Below are 23,838 nucleotides of genomic sequence, written 5' to 3'. Positions count from 1 at the left end.
GTCGGGGCGACGCTCGCACCTCGACAGTTCGTTTCGCAGGTTGGGCAAACGAGGAAACTTCAGTGCTTTCAAACACTTCGGACTCCTGATCGATGCAGCAAACCCACTAGCGCTACGTAACGGTGGTGAATCACCCGAGTGACAAAAATCTGTCGCTCATCTGCCGCTACGCGTCCCTCCCCTTCAGCAGTACTTCGCCGTATGTCGCAAAGTGAATGGAACTTTCCTCAAGCCTTTTTGTGCTCCCTAAAGCGCATGAAACAAAGGCTTTCGCCCTGAACAATGTGCCGGTTTTCGCCAAGCGCATAAGTTTTTTTCGGCATAAGCCTTATGAAAATTTTTTCTTAGCTACGCTTCAGGATGTTCTTAGCTCTGTTGTTACAAGAGTGAAACGCTTACACCTCAAAATATCGTCAAATATTTGGCGACAGTAACGCACCATCAGGATCAGGGAGATGCACCCCATGCGCGTACTAACCCCCCTCTGCAGCGCGGTTTTGCTGGCCATGGCTTGCACTTCCCAAGCCCAGGCCATGAATCTGACCGAAGCCATTCAAAGCACCATCGCCACCCACCCGGACCTCGCCTCGCGCGTGGACGCCAAACTGTCGGCCGATGAACAGGTGAAAGTCGCCAAGGGTGGCTTCTATCCGTCCGTCGATTTGAATGCCGCTTACGGGCGCGGTTACAGCGACAACACCAATACCCGGGCTTTCGGTAATCACCACACCGAAATCCTCAATTACACCCAGTCCGAGCTACGGCTGCGGCAAATGATCTTCGACGGCTTCAACACCGCCAACGAGGTCGAGCGCACCAAGGGCGTGTCCAACTCGCGCGCCTATTACGCGCAAGGCACCGCTCAGGATCTGGCGCTGCGCACCATCGAGGTCTACCTCGAAGTGCTCAAGCGCCGTGAACTGGTGACGCTGGCCAGGAACAACCTGCAAGCGCACTTGCGCGTCAACGATCAGATCGGCCTGCGCACCCAGCGCGGCATCGGCAGCACCGCCGACTCCGATCAGTCGGTCGCCCGTAAGGCGCTGGCGCAGAACAACCTCGACACCGCTGAAGTCGATCTGGCCGACGCCGAATCGAACTTCTACGCCGTGGTCGGGCGCATGCCCGATGAACTGGAAGCGCCACCGTCGACTCGCGGCGAAATCCCCACCAGCCTGCCGGAAGCCCAGCAGAGCATGGTCGAGAACAACCCTTACCTGAAATCTGCGCAGGCGGACGTGCAGTCGGCCGAGAGCCAGTACGAAGTCGCCAAGTCGCCGTTCTACCCGCGTTTCGACGCCGAGGCGGCGGTGGGTGCGAACAACAACGTACAGGGGGATGAAGGCCACGATAACGAATGGCGCGTCGGCGTGATCATGAATTACAACCTGTTCCGTGGTGGCAGCGACAAGGCTCGTCTGGCCTCCGATGCGCACCAGATCAATCAGGCGATGGACATCCGCAACAACGCCCTGCGCCAGTTGAACGAGAACATCCACCTGGCATGGAACGCCATGGTCAACGCGAACAAGCAGACCCCGACCGCCCGCGAATACGCCGAGACCACCAAGCGTGTGCGCGCGGCGTATCAGGATCAGTTCGGCCTCGGCCAACGCACCCTTCTCGACTTGCTCGACAGTGAAAACGAGCTCTACAACGCCAACCGCCGCTACACCGAAATCCGCTACACCGAGGAATATTCGATGTACCGCGTGCTGGCGAACATGGGCCAGTTGCTGAGCAAGCAACGGGTGGTGCTGCCGGCCGATGCGATCGCCGCAACCGAGGTGAAAAATGAAGCGCGCCTGCCCGAGCTGAAATGAGGTAACCCCTGTAGGAGCTGCCGAAGGCTGCGATCTTTTGATCTTGATCTGCAAAAGCAAAATCAAAAGATCGCAGCCTTCGGCAGCTCCTACAGGGGAGATGTGTCGATAGTCGAGTCCGTTCAACAGGGGCGATCAATATGACCAGCATGGCCGAAGGCGGACACTCCGGGAACGATCCGCGGCTGAGCTTCGATGACCCGTTGCTCGACGGTCTGTTGATCCTCTGCAAGCTCCACGGCGCGACGGTCAGTCGCGCCAGCCTGAGTGCCGGGCTGCCCCTGAACAAGCAACGCCTGAGCCTGGACCTGCTGCCCCGCGCCGCAGCCCGGGCCGGTTTGCAGGCGCGTTTGTTACGGCGTGAACTGAAAGACATCTCACCGCTGAATCTGCCGATCCTGTTGCTGCTCAAGGACGGCCGTACCGCCGTGCTGCGACGGTTCGCCGATGACGGCAAGGCGCTGATCCTGCCCAGCGAAGCCGATGGCGGCGAGCAATGGGTCGAGCGCGAAGAACTCGCCGAACACTACAGCGGTCAGGCCTTGTTCGCCCGTCCGCGCCACGAACTCGAAGACTTGCGTTCACCGCTGGTGCCGCGGGTCCACGCCTGGTTTCGCGACACCCTCAAGCTGTCGAAATGGCTGTACAGCGACGCGATCCTCGCCAGTTTTCTGATCAACCTTTTAGGCCTGATGGTGCCGCTGTTCGTCATGCAGACCTACGACCGCGTGGTGCCGAATCAGGCCACTTCGACCCTGTGGGTGTTGGCGATCGGCCTGCTGATCGGCACCGGTTTCGAACTGGTGCTGCGGGTGGTGCGCGCGCATCTGCTCGATACCGCCGGCAAGAAAACCGATGTGATCCTTTCCGCGACTTTGTTCGAGCGCATCACCGGCATGGCGATGAAGGCGCGGCCGGCGACCATCGGCGGTTTTGCCCAGAGCATTCATGACTTTCAGGGCCTGCGCGAATTCCTCACGGCGGTGACCCTGACCAGCCTGATCGACCTGCCGTTCGTGGTGTTGATGCTGGTGGTGATCGGCCTGCTCGGCGGCTGGCTGGTGGTGATTCCGCTGCTGGCGTTTCCGCTCACGATCATTTTTGCCCTGGCGATTCAGGTGCGCCTGCGCGACACCGTGCAGAAAAGCCTGAGCCTCGGTGCCGAACGGCAGGCGCTGCTGATCGAAACCCTCGGCGGCCTGGAAACCCTGAAGGCCTGCAGCGCCGAAAGCGAGCGCCAGCACAAATGGGAAAGCACCCACGGCGCCCTCACCCGCCTCGACAGCCATGCGCGCAACCTCTCGGCGCTGGCAACCAACGGCACGCTGTTCATTCAGCAGTTTTCCGGGATGGCGACGATTGTCGCCGGGGTCTACAGCATCATCGCCGGCAACCTCAGCGTCGGTGCGCTGGTGGCCAGCTACATGCTCGGCAGCCGGGTGCTCGCGCCGCTGGGGCAGATCGCCGGACTGATCACGCGCTACCAGCAAGCGCAACTGACCATGAAAAGCACCGACGCGCTGATGGGCCTGCCACAGGAGCGCGATGGCAAGCAGCGGCCGCTGGAACGCACGCAATTGCAAGGTGCGCTGGACGTCAGCGGCGTGACCTTTCACTACAACGGCCAGAATGCGCCGGCGCTGAGCAACATCAGCTTCAGCATGAAACCCGGCGAGCGGATCGGCATCATTGGCCGCAGCGGTTCCGGCAAAAGCACCCTGGCGCGGCTGGTGATGGGTTTCTATGAGCCCGAAGAAGGCCAGTTGCTGCTTGACGGTCTCGACCTGCGGCAGCTGGATGTCGCCGACCTGCGCCAGCAGATCGGTTATGTCGCCCACGACCTGCCGCTTTTGGCCGGCAGCCTGCGCGACAACCTGACCCTCGGCGCCCGCTACATCAGCGATTCGCGCATGCTCGAAGTCGCCGAACTGACCGGCGTCACCGAGCTGGCGCGCCAGCATCCGCAAGGTTTCGACCGGCCGGTGGGCGAGCGCGGACAGTTGCTCTCCGGTGGCCAACGCCAGGCCGTGCTGCTGGCCCGGGCCTTGCTGCTCGACCCACCGATCATGCTGCTCGATGAACCCACCAGCGCCATGGACAACAGCAGCGAAGACCTGCTGCGCCAGAAGCTCCACGGCTGGGTGCAAGGCAAGACCCTGCTGCTGGTCACCCACCGCACCTCGATGTTGAGTCTGGTGGACCGGCTGCTGGTACTGGACAACGGCCGGGTCGTCGCCGACGGCCCGAAAGAAGCGGTCATCGATGCACTGCGCAAGGGCCGCGTCGGCTCGGCGGCGGTCTAGTCGATGCAACATAAACCTGCGGCCACCTACTGTCTGTGGCGAGGGAGCTTGCTCCCGCTGGGTTGCGAAGCAGCCCCAAAGATCTTGTGGGCGCTGCGCACCCAAGCGGGAGCAAGCTCCCTCGCCACAAGGATTGTGTTGACCTGTTTCTCTTGAGTGAGGGGTATCGCCCCATGGCTGCATCTTCAGATAGCAAATCACGCGGCTACTTCGACAGTTTCGGCAAAAGCGCCGAAGCCGAGTTCATGCCGGAAACCGCCGGCGCTTCGTTGCAGGATTCGCCGCGCTGGTCGCGGATCACCGTGTGGCTGGCGGCAGCGTTGCTGATCAGTGCGCTGGTCTGGGCCAAGTTCGCCGTACTTGAAGAAGTGACCATGGGCGAAGGCAAGGCAATTCCGTCGAGCAAGGTTCAGGTGATCCAGAACCTGGAGGGCGGGATCGTCACTGAGATTTTTGTCCGTGAAGGGCAAATGGTGAACAAGGGCGACAAATTGCTGCGCCTGGATGACACGCGGTTTCTGTCGAACAAGGGTGAGAGCGAGGCCGACCGTTACGCCCTGACCGCGCAAGTCGAACGCCTTTCCGCCGAAGCCGAGGGCCGTCCGTTCAAGCTGTCTGACGAGGTGATCGCCAAGGCGCCACAGGTCGCCGAAGACGAACGGGCACTCTACGACCAGCGCCAACGGCGTCTGGCCAGCGAGCAACGCACCCTCACCGAACAGCTGCGGCAGAAGACTCAGGAGCTGGCGGAATTCCGCTCCAAACAAGGCCAGTACAGCTCCAGCCTGGCGCTGCTGCAGCAAGAGATGAACATGTCGGCGCCACTGGTCGGCACGGGTGCGGTGTCGCCGGTGGAGATCCTGCGGCTGAAACGCAGCGCGGTGGAAATTCGCGGTTCACTGAACGCAACAACCCTCGCCATCCCAAGGGCGGAATCGGCAATCAACGAGATCAAGAGCAAGATCGACGAGTCGGAACAGACCTTCCGTTCCGACGCCGCCAAGGACCTCAATCAGAAACGCACCGACCTGTCGAAAATCACCGCGTCGAGCATCGCCATCGACGACCGCGTCAGCCGCACCACCGTGACCTCACCGGTGCACGGGGTGATCAAGCAACTCAAGGTCAACACCATCGGCGGCGTGGTGCAGCCGGGCAGCGACATGGTGGAAATCGTGCCGCTGGAAGACAACCTGCTGATCGAAGCCAAGGTCCGTCCGCAAGACGTCGCGTTCCTGCATCCGGGCCAGAAAGCCATGGTCAAGTTCAGTGCCTACGACTACACGATCTACGGCGGGCTGAGCGCAAAACTGGAGCTGATCGGCGCCGACACCATCACCGATGACAAGGGCAACAGCTTCTACCTGATTCAGGTGCGCACCGATAAAAACCACTTGGGCGGGGATGTGAAACCGCTGCTGATCATCCCGGGGATGGTGGCGACGGTGGACATCATTACCGGGGAGAAAAGTGTGCTGGACTACCTGCTTAAACCGGTGCTCAAGGCCCGGACGGAGGCGATGCGTGAGCGGTAGAAATTGTTGAGGTTTGTGGTGATTGATCTGGCGCCTTCGCGAGCAGGCTCGCTCCCACAGGGAATTTGAGCTGAGCACATAATTTGTGCACACCTGCGATCAAATGTGGGAGCGAGCCTGCTCGCGAAGAGGCCCGTTTCAACAACCATTATTTCGCATGATTGCGCTGGTAGACCTCCTCCCCCATCGCCGCAATCTGCCCCTCGATCAACGCCTCGAACGGCTTGAGCAACGGCGCAAACGTCGTCGGTGCTTCCAGAGTTTCCAGCGCCTGCACAATCGCCTCGATCGTCGACAACGCCCCCGGCCCCGGGGCCTTGCGCAACCGGTAGCGCGACACCCCGCCTGCGGCCAGTGTCACCCGTGGCAACGCCGCCAGCAACGGATTGAGATGGAGCATCTTGCGCGCCTTGCGCCAGGTGCCGTCCGGCACCACCAACAGCAGCGGCTCATCGGATTCGCGGTAAGCCTGCAGCGGCTGCGCATCGTCAGCGGGAAACAGCAACCGCGCCTGATACCCCGACCGGTTCAACAACGCCGGCAAATCCTCGAACACCTCACCCACGATCAGCTCGGTATTGGTCAACCCCAGCGCCGCCAATCGTGCGGTATTGAGCGCGTGATTGACCTCGCTCGGATGCTGCAACAGCAGAACGCGGGTGCGGCTGTCGAGGCTGGGGATCAGCGGGCACAGGCAATGGGTTTGTGGGCGCAGGCAGCGCGGGCACTGGGGTCTGGACATGGTTCTTATGCCTGATTGAGCTGTGCTTTGAGCAAATCACGGAAGGTCTGGATCAACGGTTCGCGGCTGCGACCGCGGCGCATGATCATCGAGAATGGTGCCTGATAACCGAAGGTCGCCGGCAACAACACGCGCAAGTCTCCTTTATCGGCCCAGGCCTGGGCGTAGTGCTCCGGCAGGTAACCGATGTAGGCGCCGGACAGCACCAGAATCAGCTGCGCCTCCATACTTTCCACGGTCGCCGCGCTGTGCTTGAAACCGTGACGCGCCAGCTCTGCCTGACTCCAGTAACCACGGCCGACCATGCGCTGCTGGGTGATGACCTGCTCAGGAATCCGCCGTTCGTTGAATAACGGATGGCGGCTGCTGCAATACAGCCAGTGTTGCTCGCGGTACAGCGGCATGTACACCAGACCGCTCATGCGCGTGGAGAACGCGCCGATGGCCAGATCGAGGCGGTTGTCCTGCACGCCGAGTTGCAGTTCGTAGGGGCTCATCACCGACAGGTGCAAATGCACCGCCGGGTGTTCCTGACTGTAGGCACCGATGGCTTCGGCGAACGGCAAGGCCTTGTCGCTGACGGTGGAGTCGATCACCCCGAGGTTCAGCGTGCCGCGCAATTCGCCCTTGAGCGCCGCGGCGTATTGCTCGAAACCTTCCAGCTCGGCGAGCAGGCGCAGGGTTTCCTGATGGAACAGCTCGCCCTTGCTGGTCAGGCTGAACCCGCCGCGCCCGCGATGGCACAGCACCAGACCGAGCGCGGCTTCGAGCTGGCTCATGTAAGTGCTGATCGCCGAGGTCGACAGGTTGAGTTCCTGCTGCGCGTTCGCAAAACCCTGATGGCGAACCACGCTGACGAAGATGCGCAATAGTTTCAGGTCGGGTAAAGCGTTGGCCATGCGGCTCTCCAAACACCATTGATTTCACCCTGTAGGAGCTGCCGAAGGCTGCGATCTTTTAATCTTTGTTTTCAAGATCAAGATCAAAAGATCGCAGCCTTCGGCAGCTCCTACAGGAGTGTTTCACTTGGCAAGAAGTCTATCCCGGGCCTGACCATTAGTTTAGAAAAATCTGAACTAAGTTTTTGCCCGTAGCGATTCTTCCCCCGCACTACATTTCGCAGAATCGGCCCCACAGCGGCGTCCGAACCTGTGCTCAACGGTGCGCCGACATAAATAAAACAAAGACGATGAGGCCCTACCCGTGGACAAGATTCTTCACCAACCACTGGGCGGCAACGAAATGCCGCGCTTCGGCGGCATCGCCACCATGCTCCGACTCCCCCATGTACCGACCGCTGCCGGCCTGGACGCTGCCTTCGTTGGCGTGCCACTGGACATCGGTACTTCGCTGCGCCCCGGCACCCGCTTCGGGCCGCGCGACATCCGCACCGAATCGGTGATGATCCGCCCGTACAACATGGCCACCGGCGCCGCGCCGTTCGACTCGCTGTCGGTCGCCGACATCGGTGACGTGGCGATCAACACCTTCAACCTGCTCGACGCCGTGCGCATCATCGAAGAAGCCTACGACAACATCCTCGAGCACAACGTGATCCCGATGACCCTGGGTGGCGACCACACCATCACCCTGCCGATCCTGCGGGCGATTCATAAGAAGCACGGCAAGGTCGGTCTGGTGCACATCGATGCCCACGCTGACGTCAACGATCACATGTTCGGCGAGAAGATCGCTCACGGCACGACCTTCCGTCGTGCCGTCGAAGAAGGTCTTCTGGATTGCGACCGCGTGGTGCAGATTGGTCTGCGCGCGCAGGGCTACACCGCTGACGACTTCAACTGGAGCCGCGATCAGGGATTCCGTGTCGTACAAGCCGAAGAGTGCTGGCACAAGTCGCTGGCGCCGCTGATGGCCGAAGTGCGCGAGAAAGTCGGCGGCGGCCCGGTGTACCTGAGCTTTGACATCGACGGTATCGACCCGGCCTGGGCGCCAGGCACCGGCACCCCGGAAATCGGTGGTCTGACGACCATTCAGGCGATTGAAATCGTTCGCGGCTGCCAGGGCCTCGACCTGATCGGCTGCGATCTGGTAGAAGTCTCGCCCGCCTACGACACCACCGGCAACACCTCGCTGCTGGCCGCCAACCTGCTGTACGAAATGCTCTGCGTACTGCCGGGCGTGGTCCACCGCTGAGGGTTCGGCCATGAACGAACGTGATCAGGTGTTGAAAGCGGCTGCCGATCTGGTGTCCGCCTTCGCTCGCAACGATCGCGAAGCTTATTTCGGCGCGTTCAGCGCCGATGCAAGTTTCGTGTTTTACACCCTCGAACAGCCGTTGCTGTCGCGCGATGCCTATCAGGCCTTGTGGGACAGCTGGCGCGCCGAGGACGGCTTTGAAGTGCTGTCGTGCACTTCGAGCAACGCCTTCGTCAGCCTGCAAGGTGACGTGGCGGTGTTTATCCATGACGTGGCCACCGAGCTGCGCATGCAAGGGGAGCAACACTTCAGCCAGGAGCGCGAGACGATTGTTTTCAAGAAACAAGCGTCGAGCCTAGAACAACAAGGCCATTGGCTGGCCTGCCACGAACATTTGTCCGCAATGCCGGAAGGGCTGCCATCCCCTTAGCCAAGACAGGTGACGCTCACGCACGATGAGCGCGCCTTTATGATCGGAGCAGATCATGAATAACAACAACAACGACCAAAGCCTTACGCAAATTGAAACCCACGGGGTCGAGCAGATCCCGGATCACGAACGCACCGCAGGCCCGACGGACTTGTTCCGGATGATCTTCGGCGGTTCCAATACCTTTGCCACCGCCGTGCTCGGCAGTTTCCCGGTGCTGTTCGGTCTGTCGTTTCAGGCCGGTGTCTGGGCGATCGTGCTGGGCGTGCTGCTCGGCTCGCTGATCCTCGCACCAATGGGCCTTTTCGGCCCGCTCAACGGCACCAACAATGCCGTGTCCTCCGGGGCGCACTTCGGCGTGCACGGGCGGATCGTCGGTTCGTTCCTGTCACTGTTGACCGCCATCGCGTTTTTCTCGCTCTCGGTGTGGAGTTCGGGGGATGCGTTGATCGGCGGAGCGAAACGCCTGATCGGTCTGCCGGAAACCGACTTGACCCTGGGCCTGGCCTACGGCTTGTTCGCGATTCTGGTGCTGACCGTGTGCATCTACGGCTTCCGCTTTCTGCTGTGGGTGAACAAGATCGCGGTGTGGAGCGCCAGCCTGTTGTTTCTGCTGGGCATCTTCGCCTTCGCCGGTCCTTTCGATGTCAACTACGCCGGCACGGTGAACCTCGGTCAACCGGGTTTCTGGGCCGCATTCATCGGCGCGGCGCTGGTGGCGATGAGCAACCCGATTTCCTTCGGTGCGTTCCTCGGCGACTGGTCGCGCTACATCCCCCGTGACACCTCCAAGCAGCGCATCATGGCCGCTGTGGTGCTGTCGCAGATCGCCACGTTCATCCCGTTCCTGTTCGGCTTGAGCACCGCGACGATCGTCGCGATCAAGGCGCCGGACTACATCGCGGCAAACAACTATGTGGGCGGCCTGCTGGCGGTATCGCCGAGCTGGTTCTTCCTGCCGGTGTGCCTGATTGCGGTGATCGGCGGCATGTCCACCGGCACCACCTCGCTGTATGGCACCGGGCTGGACATGTCCAGCGTGTTCCCGCGAGTGCTGTCGCGGGTCAAGGCGACGCTGCTGATCGGCGTGCTGTCGATTGCCTTCATCTTCATCGGGCGCTTTGCGGCGAACCTGGTGCAGAGCGTGTCGACCTTCGCCGTGCTGATCATCACCTGCACCACCCCGTGGATGGTGATCATGATCATCGGCCTCTTGGTGCGCCGCGGCTTCTACTGCCCGGATGACCTGCAGGTGTTCACCCGTGGCGAGCAAGGCGGACGCTACTGGTTCAGCCACGGCTGGAACTGGCGTGGCCTGGGTGCATGGATCCCGAGCGCGGCGGTCGGCCTGTGCTTCGTCAACCTGCCGGGACAATTCGTCGGCCCGCTGGGCGAGATGGCCGGCGGGATCGACATCAGCCTGCCGGTCACCCTGGGCCTGGCGTCGGTGGTGTACCTGACGCTGCTGAGCCTGTTCCCGGAACCGCGGGAGGTGTTCGGGCCGCAGGATGCACGCAGCCAAGTGTTAGCAAAACCTGAACTGCGTCAGGCCGCCTGACGCAAATCCCCTGTGGGAGCGAGCCTGCTCGCGAAAGCAATCTGTCAGTCAATTCTTTGTTGAATGTGCCGACGCCTTCGCGAGCAGGCTCGCTCCCACAGTGAGCAGCACCCCGAACCAAATTTGTTTCACCATAAAAAAGACAATCGGAGACACGCCATCATGGCTTTGGATTTATTCGTCGTCCTCATCTACGCCGCCGGCATGCTGTTGCTCGGCTACTACGGCATGCGCAAGGCCAAAACCAACGAGGATTTTCTGGTCGCCGGGCGTAACCTGGGCCCGAGCCTGTACATGGGCACCATGGCCGCGACCGTGCTCGGTGGTGCGTCCACCGTCGGCACCGTGCGTCTGGGCTACGTGCATGGCATCTCCGGTTTCTGGCTGTGCGCGGCACTGGGTTGCGGCATCGTCGCGCTGAACCTGTTCCTCGCCAAACCGCTGCTGAAACTGAAGATCTACACCGTTACCCAGGTCCTGGAAAAACGCTATAACCCGATGGCCCGCTCGGCGAGCGCGGCGATCATGCTGGCCTACGCATTGATGATCGGCGTGACCTCGATCCTCGCCATCGGCACCGTGCTGCAAGTGCTGTTCGGTCTGCCCTTCTGGATCTCGGTATTGCTCGGCGGTGGCGTGGTGGTGATCTACTCGGCGATCGGCGGCATGTGGTCGCTGACCCTGACCGACATCGTCCAGTTCATCATCAAGACCGTGGGCCTGATGTTCATCCTGTTGCCGATCTGCCTGTACCGCGTCGGCGGCTGGGACGAACTGGTGCTGAAGCTGCCGGCAGCGGCGTTCAACTTCACCACCATCGGCTGGGACACGATCATCACCTACTTCATGATCTACTTCTTCGGCATCCTGATCGGTCAGGACATCTGGCAACGGGTGTTCACCGTCAAGACCGCCAAAGTCGCCCAGTACGCCGGCAGCATCGCCGGTATCTACTGCATCCTCTACGGGCTGGCCTGTGCGCTGATCGGCATGGCCGCGCACGTGCTGATCCCGGATCTGGACAACGTCAACAACGCCTTCGCCGCCATCGTCAAACTGTCGCTGCCGGACGGCATCCGTGGTCTGGTGATCGCTGCTGCTCTGGCGGCGATGATGTCCACCGCCAGCGCCGGCCTGCTGGCTGCTGCCACCACGCTGACCGAAGACCTGCTGCCGAAACTGCGTGGCGGCAAACAGTCGAGCCTGGCGATCAACCGCCTGTTCACCCTGCTCACCGGTGTCGTGGTGCTGGGTATCGCGCTGGTGGTGAATGACGTGATCAGCGCCCTGACCCTTGCTTACAACCTGTTAGTGGGCGGCATGCTGATTCCGCTGATCGGTGCGATCTTCTGGAAACGCGCGACCACCGCCGGCGCCATCGCCAGCATGGGTCTGGGTTTCGCCACCGCGCTGCTGTTCATGTTCAAGGACGGTCTGGACGCCAATACCCCGATCTACTACAGCCTTGCGGTAGGTCTGGTGAGTTTTGTGGTGGTCAGCCTGGTCTCCCCTCGCCCGGCGACGGTGGCGAGTGCGATCTAAGCTCTGATGTAACGACTTGATGCTTTCTTCGACGGGTGTGGCGTCGGTTGCCACACCCGTTTTTTTCGTCTGGAGAAAATGATTGATGAAGATTGTTTCTCGCGATCAATGGTTCGAAGTTTTGAGTTTGAGCGATGGCATCCGGTTGATCCACGAGCCGTACATCCGCCCGTTCTATCGCTGCAATTTGTGGCACGTGCAGGGCCGCGACAAAGACGTGTTGCTCGATAGCGGTTCAGGGCTGGTCAGCCTGCGCGAACAGTTGCCGTGGATTACCGAGCGGCCATTGGTGGCGGTGGCCAGTCATTGCCACTTCGATCACATTGCCGGGCATCACGAATTCGCCGAGCGCCTGGTGCATCGCGCCGAGGCCGACATCCTCGCCGCGCCGGACGGTGAGAACGACCTGAGCCGGGCCTTCGTCGGCGACGACATGTTCGAGGCGCACCCGGACTGCCCGCTGTGCTACGCCGAATACCGGGTCAAGGCAGCGCCGGCCACCGGGTTTGTCGAGGATGGCGATGTGCTGGATCTGGGCAATCGCACCTTGCAGGTGCTGCACACGCCGGGGCATTCGCCGGGCGGGATCAGCCTGTATGAAGCGGCCACCGAAACCCTGTTCAGCGGCGACATCATCTACGACGGGCCGCTGATCGAAGACGCCTACCACTCCAATCTGCAGGATTACGCCACCAGCCTGCGGCGCTTGCAGGCGCTGCCGATCCGCACGGTGCATGGCGGGCATTTCGGCAGTTTTTCCGGCGCGCATTTGCGCTCGATGATTGACGAATGGCTGCGCGGGCACGCTTGAGGCCTGCTGTAATCAGTCGAAACAACCACGAAAACCTCTGCCATGAGAAGAGCTGCCGTGCGTGCTGCGGTGCACCGATACATTCGGCGCCTGCTGGAATCCCGCGAATTCAACGACGACACCAGCCTGGTGCAATTAGGGCTGGAGAAGGCGGATATCGAAGATCTGATCTTTCATCTGGAAGATGAATTCGGCCTGACGGCGTTTACTGCCGAAGAGGATCACATACTCAAGACCGCGAGGACCGCGAATGACTTGAGCCGGTTTTTGCTGGAGATTGGACGGCACTGAAAAGCAAAAGATCGCAGCCTTCGGCAGCTCCTACATGGGAATGGATTTCCTGTAGGAGCTGCCGAAGGCTGCGATCTTTTGATCTTTAATCAGGCACTACCGCCGGCGAGGCTGAGGCCGGCGCTGTTCGTCATCGGTGCGGATCGGTACGGGTTGCAGAGGCGGTTCGATCAAGCCGAGGGCAACACCCAAATCGTGCAGCCAGTTCTGAATTTTCTCTTTCATCGTCATGCCCCCTTCAGGGTAGTGCTGAGCGGCCGGAATTCTGAGGCCGCTTCGCACTGATAATAGTCCGAAGTCCTACGCAATGCTCGGCCAAATCCGCAATGATCTGTTACTGAATTGAACAGAATTACCATCGGTTGGTTCACGCCGTCTGCCGGGTTTCACTCGATGCCACGGGATAGAGCGCTTGCTGCTGTTCAATCCAGGCATTGAGGTTGGCCCCGACCATGCCCTTGCGCCACATGAGCCATGTTGTCGCACTGGCAAACGGTTCGGCCAACGGGTGCACCGCAACGCTTTCGCGCCCCGGCAGACTGGCGAGCATCGACTCCGACATCAATGCCACACCGCTGCCGGCAATCACGCAGGCCAGCATGCCCTGATAGGACTCGATCTCCATCGCCCGGCCCATCGCCGCCTGATAATGGACAAACCAGGCCTCCAGCCGTGCGCGATAGGCGCAACCATGGCGGAAGGTGAACACCGCCCTGCCCTCGACCTCCTTGGCGCTGCGGATCGGCGGGTGGTCGGCTTCGCTGATCAGCACCAGACGCTCGTCGCACAGCGGTACGCCGTCGATCCCGGCGAGTTGCGGCGGGCCGTCCACCAGCGCCGCATCGAGACGTCCGGAGACCAGACCTTCGAGCAACTCGCCGCTGGGCCCGGACTGCACTTGCAGATTCACCGCCGGGTATTGCTTGTGATAGCGCGCCAACAGCGCCGGCAAATGGATTGCCGCGGTGCTGTACAGCGTGCCAAGGACAAAATCCCCGGCCGGTTGCCCGCCCATCACCGCCGCACTGGCCTGATCGCGCAGGGCGAATAGCTTGCCGGTGTAGTCCAGCAGGACTTTTCCCGCAGGCGACAACTGCAAACGCTGACGCTCACGAACGAAAAGTTCGACGCCCAATTGCTCTTCCAGCTGTTTGAGCCGGGTCGACAGATTGGACGGCACCCGGTGCAGACGCTCGGCGGCGCGGGTGATCGAACCTTCCTCGGCCACCGCCTGAAAGATCCGCAACTGGCTGAACTCCACGACCTTTCTCCATAACAGAACAAGTTACTCACTATTATTCAATTTTAAAGAAAGTCAATCGCTTCTAGCCTGACGGTCATTGCTCCTTCAAAGGAACCCCGACCATGTCGCCACTGATTCGCTTATCCGCCTGTTTCGTTGCCCTGATGATGGCTATGGGCATCGGGCGTTTCGCCCTCACCCCGCAATTGCCGCACCTGCTCAGCGAAGGCCAGGTCGACCTGACGGCCGCCGGTCTGATTGCTGCGGCCAACTACCTCGGTTACCTGCTGGGCGCGGTGGACGCGATGTTCGCCCATCGTCCACCGCAAGTGCAGCGCCGGTTGCATGGCGGTTTGTGGCTGTGCGTGCTGCTGACCCTGGCGTCGTTCTGGGCCAACAGTTTCTGGGCGCACCTGTTGCTGCGCTTTGGCACCGGCGTGGCGAGTGCCTGGGTGCTGGTGATGATTACAGCGCTGAGTCAGCCCCTGGCAGCGGCGGCAGGCCGGCCACGGCTGGGGGCACTGGTATTTGCCGGTCCCGGACTGGGAATTTTTCTGACCGGTCTGCTGGCACTGTTCTCACATCTGCTGAACCAGACCTCTGCCACCTTGTGGCTGATCTATGCCGCCGTGGCGCTGGTGATGTTGCTGGGGATCTTGCGGATCCTGCCGCAACCGGGCGTGCACACACCGGTCGCCACCCTCAACGTCAACCATTCGAATCGCGGCATCCCGCGTCTGGCGGCGGTGTATGCGTTATATGGCGTGGGTTACATCATCCCGGCCACGTTTCTCTCGCAAATGGCCAACGCGCAATTTCACGGGCAATGGCAGGCCGACCTGTTCTGGCCGTGCTTCGGTCTTGGTGCGGCGATTGGCGTGCTGTTGGTGAGCCTGCGTCGCCATGATCCGAACACCACGCGGCACTGGCTGACCGCCACGCTGTGGTTGCAGGCGCTTGGGGTGTTCGCCTGTCTGTTGGGCAGTGCTTATGGCCTGGCGCTGGGGGTGATGTTGTGCGGCATGCCGTTTCTCGCTTGCATGCAACTGGTGATGCAACGCTCGCGAGAACTGGCGCCGCACACAACTCAGCGCAACGCCGGACTGCTGACCGCATGCTTCGCCGTTGGCCAGCTCAGCGGGCCGTTGCTGGCGGCGCTGAGCAGCCATTTCAGCGGTGGTCTGCAACCGGCGCTGATCATTGCCGGCAGCGGTCTGCTGATTGCCGGCGGGCTTGCGCTGCAATCGGTCAGCGTTGGCCGAGGGCTTTGCGCAAACGCCGACGCACCCACTGCTCCGCGCTGACAAAGGTGATGCCAAGCAACACCAGCACCGCGCCGATGACGAAGTTCACGCTCAATTCTTCACCGAGCAGCACCACGCCGAACGTGACGCCGAACAGCGGCGTCATGAACGAAAACACCGCAAGGTTAGCCGCCAGATAGCGGCGCAGCAGCCAGAACCAGGTCAGGTAACTGAAGAACGACACCACCAGGCCCTGGAACAGCACGCTGGCCACCGCCACGCTGGTCAGGCTGACGTGGCTGATCTGGCCGCTGAACAGTGCGATCAACAGCAGACCGACGAAGCCGACGATCAGTTGATAGAACAGGGTCAAGGTTACCGGCGCTTCCGACAGCCGTGAAGCGCGCACCACCACGGTGGTCGCGCCCCAGCAAGCGCCGGCGATGACACCAAATGCATCGCCCAGCAGCATGCGCCGGTCGAGGTTGTCCCACGACACACCACCGGCGAAGGCTATCGCGATGCCGACGAAAGCGAGCAGAATACCCAGCCATTGCAGCGGGCGCAGGCGCTCGCTCGCCAGCAGGAAATGCACGCCCAGCGCGGTGAAAATCGGCGCGGTGTAAAGGAACACCGACATGTGCGCGGCAGTGGTCAGCTGCAGGCCTTCGGCGATGAAGAAGAACTCCAGACCGAACAACGCACCGGCCAGCAGTCCGCCGCGCCAGGTGTTGCCGACCTGATCCCAACCACCCTTCCAGCACAGCAGCAAACCCACCAGCAACGCGGAAATACCCGAACGCCCGGCCGCCTGCATCACCGGCGCGATGTCGGGCGCGGCCCACTTGATCATAACTTGCTGCACGCCCCAGATCAGGCAGAGGCCGATCATCACCTGCAAGGCAAACCCATCGGCATTGCGCCGCTCGACACTCACCTCAACACCTCGAACACACACAACATGGCAGCCATCCACTGGTCGAAAATCTGTGTCGGGGATTATCAATCAGTCAGGCAGAAAAAGCCGTCTGAAAAAGACTTTGTCTGCGTCAGTAACGTCAGCGGTGAATGGTTGTCGGCTGCGCCGCCATTCGCTGGCAAGCCAGCTCCCACTTTGGAGTGCGTTCCCCTGTGGGAGCGAGCCTGCTCGCGAAGAGGCCGGCATTGCTTACCTACATTTCGAATCAGACCTTGCCCAACCGCCTCGCCAACAAAAAACCGACGCTACAAGCCACAGCAGTGGCAAACGTCCCCCACGCCCAATCCAGCAAACTCACCTGCACCGACCACCCGCGCAATGTCGCCCAATTGGTCAGGTCATACGTGCCATACGCCACCAGCCCCAACATCGCGCCCATCTTTGCCGCCCGTTGCCAGCTCAGCGCCGGCAACACCACAAACTGCACGCAACCAAAAACATACAGGCAATAAAAAACCGCTGCCGGAACCAGCAGCGGTTTTTCGAGCATCAGCGAACCGAGCAGCTCGCGGTAGGTTGGCGCCATCAGCACGCCGAGCCAGATACCGTCGAGCAACAGAAACGCCAGCAGTGTGGCGCCATAGGCAATCAACGCTTTCTTCATCTGCGAACCCTCGTGTAGGAGCTGCCGAAGGCTGCGATCTGTTGATCTTCAAAAGGCAAAAGATCGCAGCTCGCGGCAGCTCCTACACGGGGCCGGCGGTGGCTCAGGTTAGTTCAATGCGATCGGCATGAATGACGATCTTGCCTTCCTTGTACAGCGAACCGATGGCCTTCTTGAAGTTGCCCTTGCTGACACCGAACATGCTGCTGATCAGCGCCGGATCGCTCTTGTCACTGATGGCCAGCGTGCCGTTGCTTTCGCGCAACTTGCCAAGAATCTTCGAACTCAGGCTGCTTGCCGCTTCCTGGCCAACCGGTTGCAGGCTGAGGCTGATCTTGCCATCGGCACGCACTTCCTTGATGAAGCCCTTCTCGCGCATGCCCGAACGCATGAACTTGAAGATCTCATTCTTGTGGATCAAGCCCCAGTGCTTGTTGTTGATGATCGCCTTGAAGCCCATGTCGGTGGCTTCGGCCACCAGCAGATCAACTTCCTGACCGGCGCTGTAGTTGGCCGGCGTCTTGTCGAGGTAGCGATCCAGTCGCGCGGTCGCGGTGATGCGGCGGGTGTGTTTGTCCAGATAGACGTGCACCACGCAGTACTCGCCAGCGGTCATCTGCCGCTTTTCTTCGGAATACGGCAGTAACAGATCTTTGGGCAGCCCCCAATCGAGGAACACGCCAATGCTGTTGACTTCAACTACTTTCAGGCTGGCAAATTCACCGACCTGAACTTTTGGTTTTTCAGTGGTAGCGAGAAGTTTGTCTTCACTGTCCAGATAAATAAAAACGTTGAGCCAGTCTTCATCTTCGCTGGGAATATCTTTAGGGATATAACGGTTGGGCAAAAGAATTTCGCCGTCGGCACCGCCGTCCAGATATAAACCGAAGTTAGTGTGTTTAACCACTTGCAAACTGTTGTAACGCCCGACTAAAGCCATTTTCCAGAACCCTCATTGCGTGGGCGGCATTCTACCCGGTTTTGCCGGTCTCGTTCGCTGGGTGAGCAGCCTGCCGAAGAAAATCTGCGGACACCTTGATTTTCCTAGGTTTGGCGCGGGCGGTTCGCCATTCGTCAGATCAGCGCGGAGCCTGCGGCGCCGTTTCACGGCAAATATTTCCGCTAATGACCAATAAACGTTCTTATTTAAAACAGTGGCTTAGGAGAATATTTCGGATAATTAATCGAGAATACTCCACCCACGCGCTCAGTTATTCCGGGGGATATTTATCAAGCAATTGTCAAGTTATTCCTGTACGATGCTTGGCCGAGTTACTTTTCTACAGGTTAATGGCCGCCATGCGTGTAAAAGCATCCACCAGCAAAGCAAAGCCAGCTCCAGCCGTTGAAACCAGCGAATCGATCAACGATCAGATCGCAGCGTTCCTCAAGTCCGGCGGCGAAATCCAGCAAATTGCCAAAGGCGTCAGCGGCCAGACGTTCGGTCCGTCCAAGCAGATCAGCCTGGGCAAGAAGTAATACCCGGTAATACACCCGTCCTGAGACGCTTTGAGCTTCGAAGCGTCTGGACTGGCACCCGCGCAATTCCCTCCAATCTGTTTAATCAATCTTTAAAAATCGACGAACGGCCATCATTGCCGAGCATTCGCCGGTATCCTTGCACGCGTCTGGATTAAGCGTTTCAGCAGGTTCAAGCCCTGCCCTCGCTGTTCATGGAGTGACGCATGCTCAAATCTTCCCGTTTATTGCTTGTAGGCCTGCTGGTCTGCTCGTCCGCGCATGCGCAGATTTTCCAGCGTGAACTCGGCGACTTCGACCTCAAACTCGGCACCACGCCCAGCCGCAGCATGGCCCAAGGGCTGGTCAAACCGGCGGCAGTCGGCTCGTTTCACGGCGGCCTCGATCTGAGCCACGACAGCGGCCTGTATGTCGGCCAGTATGCTCCGAGCATGGGCCTCACACCTGGCAAGAACCTCGAAATCGACTCCTACGTCGGCTTCAAACAACCTTTCGATCAGTCGCTCGGCTACGAAGTCGGGATGATCCATTACAGCTATCCCAAAGTAGACACCCTCGACAGCCAGGAACTGTTCGGCGGCCTGACCCTGCTCGGCAGTCGTTTCGGCGTGGCCTTCAGCAACGACCCGGACAAACAGAACAACACGCTGTTCGCCGATCTCGGCGGCAATCAGCCGTTCGGCATCGGGATCAGCATGAAATACACCACCCACCAACTGAATACGCCGGTGTCGGTGGACGGTGGTTATGTCAGCAGTTTTACCGATTGGTCGGTGAAATTTTCCCGACCGTTCATGGGCGTCGATCTCGATCTGATCTATAGCAATTCCAACCTCAGCGGCAGCGATTGCTCAGCTTACTCCGGGCAAAACAGCGAGTGCGACGGCCTGGTGACACTGAAGGCCGAACGCGCGTTCTATTGATCGGCTGAACTGCCGGGAGCTTCCTGCGTTCACATGAGAATCAGACGTCAGGCTCTCGCAAGGATTCGCTCATGTCTCGCTGGTTCAAACACTTCGCCACCCTGCTGATCTTCACCCTCGCCCTCGGCGCCTGCAGTCGCGTCGGCCTGGCCTACCGCAACCTCGACGTGATCATTCCGTGGACGCTTGGCGACTACCTGGGCATGAACGGCGAGCAAAAGGACTGGTTCAACGAACGGCTCAAAGAGCATCTGAATTGGCATTGCACCACACAATTGCCGGGCTACCTCGACTGGCTGGATCGCTTGCAGGCGATGGTAGAAAGCAATCAGGTGACCGACGCTGCGCTGCAAGCACGAACCGAGGAAGCGAAAAAAGCCATTGCCGAAACCGCACGCCAGATCACACCGTCGGCCATCGAGCTGCTGCAAGGGCTGGACGACAAGCAAGTCGCCGAGATGAACGATGCGTTCGCCAAGGATTTGCGCAAACGGGAAAAGGAATACGTCAAACCGCCGCTGGCGCAGCAGATCGCCGAGCGCGGCGCGCGCATGGACAAGCGCCTGACCGATTGGCTTGGCCCGTTGAGCGCCACTCAGGAACAACGGGTGATGGCCTGGTCGACCGCGCTGGGTGATCAGAACACCCAATGGATCGCCAACCGCGCGCACTGGCAGCAACAGTTCAGTAACGCCGTTGCCCAGCGTAAAAGTCCGGAATTCCCACAACGGATCGAGACACTTCTGGTCAATCGTGAGCGTTTATGGACGCCTGATTACCAGAAGGCCTACGCCAACACCGAAGCGCAAGCGCGCTCGCTGGCGGTGGATCTGATGGCCGAGAGTACGCCGCAGCAGCGTCAGCGGTTGTTGAAGAAGATCGAGGGTGTGCGCAAGGACTTCAATGATTTGAAATGCCTGAAGGCAGCAAAGCAGGAATAGAAGATCAAAAGATCGCAGCCTTCGGCAGCTCCTACAGGGTTATATGTAGGCGCTGCCGAAGGCTGCGATCTTTTACTTTCAGGCAATCTGCGCCTTTGAAGCCACGACATCAAATGTCGCTTCATCCAGCGCATCCTCCTGCTCATCCAGCACCTGCCGTGGATGATCATTGCCGGGAATGCTGCTGTCGATCAGGCTCAAAAGGCTGGAACCACGCGGGGTCAGAATGAAATTGTTGCCGGTGCTGCCCATATGATCCGGACGCGGTTCGATAAATCCACGATCAAGCAACAAGCCTTCATATTCGCAGGCCACCGTTTTCAGGTGATCCAGATTCTCGATCAGCTCGCCTGCACTGGCTTTCTGCGCCGCATAATCCTCGGCATATTTTCGCGGCGCAAAACTTTCGCCTGCACTGTTCTGTACTTCATGCAGCAAGCGTTCTATCAAATCCCAGTTATAAGTCGTCATCCTGATTCAACCTCCGGTGCGCGTGATTTGGGGCGCTGTCATAGGTTGTGACCCGGACGCACCGCAGCCGTTCAGCTGCATTTTCCGCGGCGACCGACCGGCGGTCTGTCGAATTGATCGAGGGTTAAACGACTAGTCTGACAAAGACGGTTTCAACCCCCGCAGGAGAAATCATCATGAACGTCGAGAATCATCCGGTGGTATCGCGCGAAGAATGGCTCGCTGCGCGCAAACAGCATCTGGCCGACGAAAAGGCCTTCACCCGTGAGCGCGACCGCTTGAGCGCCAAACGCCGCGCATTGCCCTGGGTCAAAGTCGACAAGGACTACCGCTTCCACGGCCCGAACGGCGAGCTGAAACTGGCCGACCTGTTCGGCCAACACAGTCAATTGATCGTTTACCACTTCATGTTCGCCAAGGACTGGGAAGAAGGGTGTCAGGGCTGCTCGTTCCTGTCCGACCACATCGACGGCGCGAACCAGCATCTGGCGCATCACGATATTGCGGTGGTGGCGGTTTCCCACGCACCGTTCGAGCAGTTCCAGGCCTTCAGGCAACGCATGGGCTGGAAATTCGACTGGGTGTCGTCAGACGGTTCCGATTTCAACTACGACTTTGGCGTTTGCGCCAGAGCCGAGGACACCGAGGCCGGAAAGGCTACCTACAACTACGAAAAAACTGACAGCGCCGAGGAAGAAATGCCGGGGCTAAGTGTGTTTTATCTCAATGAATCCGGGGAGATTTTCCATACCTATTCAACTTATGCCCGTGGGCTGGATATGTTGGTAGGGGCCTACAACTATCTCGACCTCACGCCCAAGGGCCGCAATGAGGACGAGATCATGGAATGGGTACGACACCACGACCGATATGAGAGAGAAACAAAATCCAGTTGCTGTCATGGCAGCTGATAAACCTGTGGGGCAAGCCTTGCTGACTGCCACAACTCTGAACTTTTTATGTCATCCAGCCCTCCACCGGTTAACCCGCCTTAACCGGAACGGAGGCCTGCCCCCATGAAAACCCTGCTCAAGCTCACCCTCGCCGCCACCCTCGCCTGCGCCCTGCCTGTCTGGGCCTGCACGCCAGAAGAGGCCACCGCCAAACGTGAACAACTGGCCAAGGAAGTGGCCAAGCTCACCGAACAGAATCCGGCCAAGGCCAAGGAAATCAATGCCGAGTTGCAGAAAATGGACTTGGGTACGGCCAGCGCCGATCTGCCGGACAAGTGCCAGTTGATTGATCAGCGCTTGAAGGAATTGGGGACGGCTGAGAAAAAAGCCGAGGGCTAAAAGCAAGATCAAAAGATCGCAGCCTGCGGCAGCTCCTACATCGAACCCTGTAGGAGCTGCCGAAGGCTGCGATCTTTTGATCTTAAAAATGCATTTGTGCATTTATTTTCTTGCATAAACGCATATCCAGACTAAGGTTACCTCGAGCAAGGAGATCGGCACCGTTCATCGCAGATGAAAACCGTTATCCACCGATCGCTCGGCAATACCGCAACACAATCACAAGCTGGACGCTTGTTTTCATTCATGGAGGACTGAAAAAATGTTAACCCATCAAGCAACATCGTTTACCGGCGAGAGCCTGCCAAGGTGCCTTGTCGGCCATCTGCTCGACCCGCAACTGGTGGAGGTTGAAGCCACTGCGCAAACCGCGGCACTGGCCGCTGCCAACCTCAACTTCAGCATGCAGAAACAGACCCAGACCAACTGGTGCTGGGCTGCCGTTTCCGCTTCGGTCGGCAACTACTATGGCACCGGGTCCTGGACTCAGTGCGGCGTCGCCAGCACCCAACTGGACCGCAATTGCTGCAGCCAGCCGGGGCCGTGCAATGTCTACGGCTATCTGGATTCGGCCCTGCAGACCACCCGCAGCTATAACGGGATGAATCAGGGTTCGCTGCAGATGTCCGCCATTCAGAAACAGATCAACATGGGCCGCCCGGTCGGCCTGCGCTGTGCCTGGTACGGGGGGGGCGCGCACTTCCTGGCGATCTACGGCACCAACGGCAACTATGTGCTGGTCGCCGACTCGATCTACGGTTACTCGACCCGCGCGCTGAACTCATTCCCGGGTTCGTACAACGGCGGCGGCAACTGGACTCACACTTATTTCACCGCGAAAAACTAGGAGGGCGACATCATGCAACTGACTTATCCAAAGGCGCCTTCCAACGGCGTACAGACTTTGCGTCCGGTGCTGCAAGCCGCGCTGCAAAACCAGGGCTTCGGCATCAGCCGCCAGTTCGCCAACGCGACACCGGCCAAAGTCAGCCTCAGCGAAGCCTATCGCGGCTACTCGCTGACGCTGGATGACTTGAGCCTGGGCAAGGGTTTGAAAGACGCACGAATCGGCGACTGGCATTACCTGGTGTTTGCCGACGGCGTAAGCATTGCCGATGCGCAACTGGCCGAGGTGCGTGGCCATGTCGAGTTCGCTTCGCTGAACCACGGCACCCGGGCCGCCGACACCGTGGGCGCGTTGAAACTGGCGGAACAGGCGCCGCAATTGCAGGGCAAGAGCGTTGAATTGCGCGTGTTGTTTGTCTCGGCACTGCACGTCGTGGCGATTTGGCTGCACGCTGACGGTGAAGATGTACTGATCCCTATCGAGCCAACGCCGAAGGAACTCGGGGGCTCGCGGCTGTACAGCGAAGCCGCGCTGCTCGCGCTGCTCAAACCGGCGGCAGATCGCGCCAAACAGCGCTTTGACGCAGACACCAGCGGACAGTTGGGGAACTGACAAACCCTGCG

Annotated in this window: 25 protein-coding genes; 17 read left to right on the top strand and 8 right to left on the bottom strand. The window is 59.9% G+C overall.

Features of this window, described 5'->3' with window-relative positions; all coding sequences use genetic code 11:
• The first annotated feature begins 464 nt into the window (after positions 1-464).
• From LOY52_RS07250 to LOY52_RS07240, 3 genes are all read left to right on the top strand, one after another.
• Positions 465-1,823: a TolC family outer membrane protein gene (locus tag LOY52_RS07250; RefSeq protein WP_007962570.1), complete on the top strand. Its 1,359-nt coding sequence runs from the start codon at positions 465-467 to the stop codon at positions 1,821-1,823.
• A gap of 140 nt (positions 1,824-1,963) precedes the next feature.
• Positions 1,964-4,126 carry a type I secretion system permease/ATPase gene (locus LOY52_RS07245; RefSeq protein WP_258678920.1) on the top strand — a complete coding sequence of 721 codons (2,163 nt, stop codon included), beginning with the start codon at positions 1,964-1,966 and terminating at the stop codon, positions 4,124-4,126.
• Positions 4,127-4,299: 173 nt separating this feature from the next.
• Complete coding sequence (locus LOY52_RS07240; protein WP_134785702.1) at positions 4,300-5,661, top strand: HlyD family type I secretion periplasmic adaptor subunit; 1,362 nt, start codon at positions 4,300-4,302, stop codon at positions 5,659-5,661.
• Positions 5,662-5,809: 148 nt separating this feature from the next.
• Here LOY52_RS07240 and LOY52_RS07235 read toward each other — a convergent pair whose 3' ends face one another.
• Together LOY52_RS07235 and LOY52_RS07230 are read right to left on the bottom strand one after the other, a co-directional pair.
• Positions 5,810-6,403 carry a tRNA-uridine aminocarboxypropyltransferase gene (locus LOY52_RS07235; RefSeq protein ID WP_258678919.1) on the bottom strand — a complete coding sequence of 198 codons (594 nt, stop codon included), beginning with the start codon at positions 6,401-6,403 and terminating at the stop codon, positions 5,810-5,812.
• A 5-nt stretch (positions 6,404-6,408) separates the two neighbouring features.
• Positions 6,409-7,302, bottom strand: coding sequence for a LysR family transcriptional regulator (locus LOY52_RS07230; protein ID WP_007956593.1), 894 nt, complete (start codon positions 7,300-7,302; stop codon positions 6,409-6,411).
• 304 nt (positions 7,303-7,606) lie between these two features.
• On the opposite strand from LOY52_RS07230, the gene speB reads away from it, so the two are divergent.
• From speB to LOY52_RS07200, 6 genes are all read left to right on the top strand, one after another.
• Positions 7,607-8,557, top strand: a complete 951-nt coding sequence (gene speB / locus LOY52_RS07225) for an agmatinase (RefSeq protein WP_003222717.1) — start codon at positions 7,607-7,609, stop codon at positions 8,555-8,557.
• 10 nt (positions 8,558-8,567) lie between these two features.
• Positions 8,568-8,990: a nuclear transport factor 2 family protein gene (locus LOY52_RS07220; protein WP_027614575.1), complete on the top strand. Its 423-nt coding sequence runs from the start codon at positions 8,568-8,570 to the stop codon at positions 8,988-8,990.
• A 55-nt stretch (positions 8,991-9,045) separates the two neighbouring features.
• Complete coding sequence (locus LOY52_RS07215) at positions 9,046-10,548, top strand: cytosine permease (RefSeq protein ID WP_258678918.1); 1,503 nt, start codon at positions 9,046-9,048, stop codon at positions 10,546-10,548.
• 162 nt (positions 10,549-10,710) lie between these two features.
• Positions 10,711-12,090, top strand: coding sequence for a sodium:solute symporter (locus LOY52_RS07210; protein ID WP_047598203.1), 1,380 nt, complete (start codon positions 10,711-10,713; stop codon positions 12,088-12,090).
• An 85-nt stretch (positions 12,091-12,175) separates the two neighbouring features.
• A complete protein-coding gene (locus LOY52_RS07205) occupies positions 12,176-12,901 on the top strand; it encodes an MBL fold metallo-hydrolase (protein WP_258678917.1) in 726 nt (241 codons plus the stop codon).
• A gap of 42 nt (positions 12,902-12,943) precedes the next feature.
• A complete protein-coding gene (locus LOY52_RS07200; RefSeq protein WP_258678916.1) occupies positions 12,944-13,192 on the top strand; it encodes an acyl carrier protein in 249 nt (82 codons plus the stop codon).
• A 96-nt stretch (positions 13,193-13,288) separates the two neighbouring features.
• On the opposite strand, the gene LOY52_RS27305 is transcribed toward LOY52_RS07200, so the two are convergent.
• Positions 13,289-13,417, bottom strand: a complete 129-nt coding sequence (locus LOY52_RS27305; RefSeq protein WP_309474940.1) for a PA1414 family protein — start codon at positions 13,415-13,417, stop codon at positions 13,289-13,291.
• A gap of 142 nt (positions 13,418-13,559) precedes the next feature.
• Positions 13,560-14,453, bottom strand: a complete 894-nt coding sequence (ptrR, locus tag LOY52_RS07195; RefSeq protein WP_027614570.1) for a putrescine utilization regulator PtrR — start codon at positions 14,451-14,453, stop codon at positions 13,560-13,562.
• 104 nt (positions 14,454-14,557) lie between these two features.
• Between ptrR and LOY52_RS07190 the strand changes: the two genes are divergently transcribed.
• Positions 14,558-15,739 carry an MFS transporter gene (locus LOY52_RS07190; RefSeq protein ID WP_258678915.1) on the top strand — a complete coding sequence of 394 codons (1,182 nt, stop codon included), beginning with the start codon at positions 14,558-14,560 and terminating at the stop codon, positions 15,737-15,739.
• Here LOY52_RS07190 and LOY52_RS07185 read toward each other — a convergent pair.
• From LOY52_RS07185 to LOY52_RS07175, 3 genes are all read right to left on the bottom strand, one after another.
• Positions 15,684-16,616 carry a DMT family transporter gene (locus LOY52_RS07185; RefSeq protein WP_139056010.1) on the bottom strand — a complete coding sequence of 311 codons (933 nt, stop codon included), beginning with the start codon at positions 16,614-16,616 and terminating at the stop codon, positions 15,684-15,686. The two genes, LOY52_RS07190 and LOY52_RS07185, sit on opposite strands and share 56 nt — an antisense overlap.
• 247 nt (positions 16,617-16,863) lie before the next feature.
• Positions 16,864-17,262, bottom strand: coding sequence for a DUF2177 family protein (locus LOY52_RS07180; RefSeq protein WP_258678914.1), 399 nt, complete (start codon positions 17,260-17,262; stop codon positions 16,864-16,866).
• A gap of 103 nt (positions 17,263-17,365) precedes the next feature.
• A complete protein-coding gene (locus LOY52_RS07175; protein WP_258678913.1) occupies positions 17,366-18,202 on the bottom strand; it encodes a S1 RNA-binding domain-containing protein in 837 nt (278 codons plus the stop codon).
• Positions 18,203-18,552: 350 nt separating this feature from the next.
• On the opposite strand from LOY52_RS07175, the gene LOY52_RS07170 reads away from it, so the two are divergent.
• From LOY52_RS07170 to LOY52_RS07160, 3 genes are all read left to right on the top strand, one after another.
• Entirely contained in the window at positions 18,553-18,741 is a 189-nt protein-coding gene (locus tag LOY52_RS07170; protein WP_016985943.1) for a hypothetical protein, read from the top strand.
• A gap of 206 nt (positions 18,742-18,947) precedes the next feature.
• Complete coding sequence (locus LOY52_RS07165; protein ID WP_258678912.1) at positions 18,948-19,664, top strand: TorF family putative porin; 717 nt, start codon at positions 18,948-18,950, stop codon at positions 19,662-19,664.
• A gap of 71 nt (positions 19,665-19,735) precedes the next feature.
• The gene (locus LOY52_RS07160) at positions 19,736-20,605 is read left to right on the top strand and encodes a DUF6279 family lipoprotein (protein WP_258678911.1); all 870 of its coding nucleotides are present in this window, start codon (positions 19,736-19,738) and stop codon (positions 20,603-20,605) included.
• 78 nt (positions 20,606-20,683) lie between these two features.
• On the opposite strand, the gene LOY52_RS07155 is transcribed toward LOY52_RS07160, so the two are convergent.
• Positions 20,684-21,076: a transcriptional regulator gene (locus LOY52_RS07155; protein ID WP_258678910.1), complete on the bottom strand. Its 393-nt coding sequence runs from the start codon at positions 21,074-21,076 to the stop codon at positions 20,684-20,686.
• Between the two features lie 176 nt (positions 21,077-21,252).
• Between LOY52_RS07155 and LOY52_RS07150 the strand changes: the two genes are divergently transcribed.
• The 4 genes from LOY52_RS07150 (at position 21,253) to LOY52_RS07135 (ending at position 23,827) form a co-directional block, all read left to right on the top strand.
• Positions 21,253-21,987 carry a thioredoxin family protein gene (locus LOY52_RS07150; RefSeq protein WP_258678909.1) on the top strand — a complete coding sequence of 245 codons (735 nt, stop codon included), beginning with the start codon at positions 21,253-21,255 and terminating at the stop codon, positions 21,985-21,987.
• A 105-nt stretch (positions 21,988-22,092) separates the two neighbouring features.
• Entirely contained in the window at positions 22,093-22,368 is a 276-nt protein-coding gene (locus LOY52_RS07145; protein ID WP_041070242.1) for a hypothetical protein, read from the top strand.
• 262 nt (positions 22,369-22,630) lie between these two features.
• A complete protein-coding gene (locus tag LOY52_RS07140; protein WP_258678908.1) occupies positions 22,631-23,215 on the top strand; it encodes a papain-like cysteine protease family protein in 585 nt (194 codons plus the stop codon).
• Between the two features lie 12 nt (positions 23,216-23,227).
• A complete protein-coding gene (locus LOY52_RS07135) occupies positions 23,228-23,827 on the top strand; it encodes a hypothetical protein (protein WP_258678907.1) in 600 nt (199 codons plus the stop codon).
• Positions 23,828-23,838 lie beyond the last annotated feature (11 nt).

The sequence above is a fragment of the Pseudomonas sp. B21-051 genome, from assembly GCF_024748795.1.
In the GTDB taxonomy this organism is placed as follows: domain Bacteria; phylum Pseudomonadota; class Gammaproteobacteria; order Pseudomonadales; family Pseudomonadaceae; genus Aquipseudomonas; species Aquipseudomonas putida_A.
Note: the sequence above shows the minus strand (reverse complement) of the source record. Positions and strands in the feature narration are given on the sequence as shown.

Coding starts and splice junctions, on each gene's coding strand:
- LOY52_RS07235 (WP_258678919.1), bottom strand. CDS start 6,403: ATGTCCAGACCCCAGTGCCCGCGCTGCCTGCGCCCACAAACCCATTGC.
- LOY52_RS07145 (WP_041070242.1), top strand. CDS start 22,093: ATGAAAACCCTGCTCAAGCTCACCCTCGCCGCCACCCTCGCCTGCGCC.
- LOY52_RS07170 (WP_016985943.1), top strand. CDS start 18,553: ATGGCCGCCATGCGTGTAAAAGCATCCACCAGCAAAGCAAAGCCAGCT.
- LOY52_RS07155 (WP_258678910.1), bottom strand. CDS start 21,076: ATGACGACTTATAACTGGGATTTGATAGAACGCTTGCTGCATGAAGTA.
- LOY52_RS07240 (WP_134785702.1), top strand. CDS start 4,300: ATGGCTGCATCTTCAGATAGCAAATCACGCGGCTACTTCGACAGTTTC.
- LOY52_RS07245 (WP_258678920.1), top strand. CDS start 1,964: ATGACCAGCATGGCCGAAGGCGGACACTCCGGGAACGATCCGCGGCTG.
- LOY52_RS07210 (WP_047598203.1), top strand. CDS start 10,711: ATGGCTTTGGATTTATTCGTCGTCCTCATCTACGCCGCCGGCATGCTG.
- LOY52_RS07150 (WP_258678909.1), top strand. CDS start 21,253: ATGAACGTCGAGAATCATCCGGTGGTATCGCGCGAAGAATGGCTCGCT.
- LOY52_RS07220 (WP_027614575.1), top strand. CDS start 8,568: ATGAACGAACGTGATCAGGTGTTGAAAGCGGCTGCCGATCTGGTGTCC.
- LOY52_RS07180 (WP_258678914.1), bottom strand. CDS start 17,262: ATGAAGAAAGCGTTGATTGCCTATGGCGCCACACTGCTGGCGTTTCTG.
- LOY52_RS07140 (WP_258678908.1), top strand. CDS start 22,631: ATGTTAACCCATCAAGCAACATCGTTTACCGGCGAGAGCCTGCCAAGG.
- LOY52_RS07215 (WP_258678918.1), top strand. CDS start 9,046: ATGAATAACAACAACAACGACCAAAGCCTTACGCAAATTGAAACCCAC.
- LOY52_RS07165 (WP_258678912.1), top strand. CDS start 18,948: ATGCTCAAATCTTCCCGTTTATTGCTTGTAGGCCTGCTGGTCTGCTCG.
- LOY52_RS07250 (WP_007962570.1), top strand. CDS start 465: ATGCGCGTACTAACCCCCCTCTGCAGCGCGGTTTTGCTGGCCATGGCT.
- LOY52_RS07205 (WP_258678917.1), top strand. CDS start 12,176: ATGAAGATTGTTTCTCGCGATCAATGGTTCGAAGTTTTGAGTTTGAGC.
- LOY52_RS07230 (WP_007956593.1), bottom strand. CDS start 7,302: ATGGCCAACGCTTTACCCGACCTGAAACTATTGCGCATCTTCGTCAGC.
- LOY52_RS07160 (WP_258678911.1), top strand. CDS start 19,736: ATGTCTCGCTGGTTCAAACACTTCGCCACCCTGCTGATCTTCACCCTC.
- LOY52_RS07135 (WP_258678907.1), top strand. CDS start 23,228: ATGCAACTGACTTATCCAAAGGCGCCTTCCAACGGCGTACAGACTTTG.
- LOY52_RS07190 (WP_258678915.1), top strand. CDS start 14,558: ATGTCGCCACTGATTCGCTTATCCGCCTGTTTCGTTGCCCTGATGATG.
- LOY52_RS27305 (WP_309474940.1), bottom strand. CDS start 13,417: ATGAAAGAGAAAATTCAGAACTGGCTGCACGATTTGGGTGTTGCCCTC.
- LOY52_RS07175 (WP_258678913.1), bottom strand. CDS start 18,202: ATGGCTTTAGTCGGGCGTTACAACAGTTTGCAAGTGGTTAAACACACT.
- LOY52_RS07200 (WP_258678916.1), top strand. CDS start 12,944: ATGAGAAGAGCTGCCGTGCGTGCTGCGGTGCACCGATACATTCGGCGC.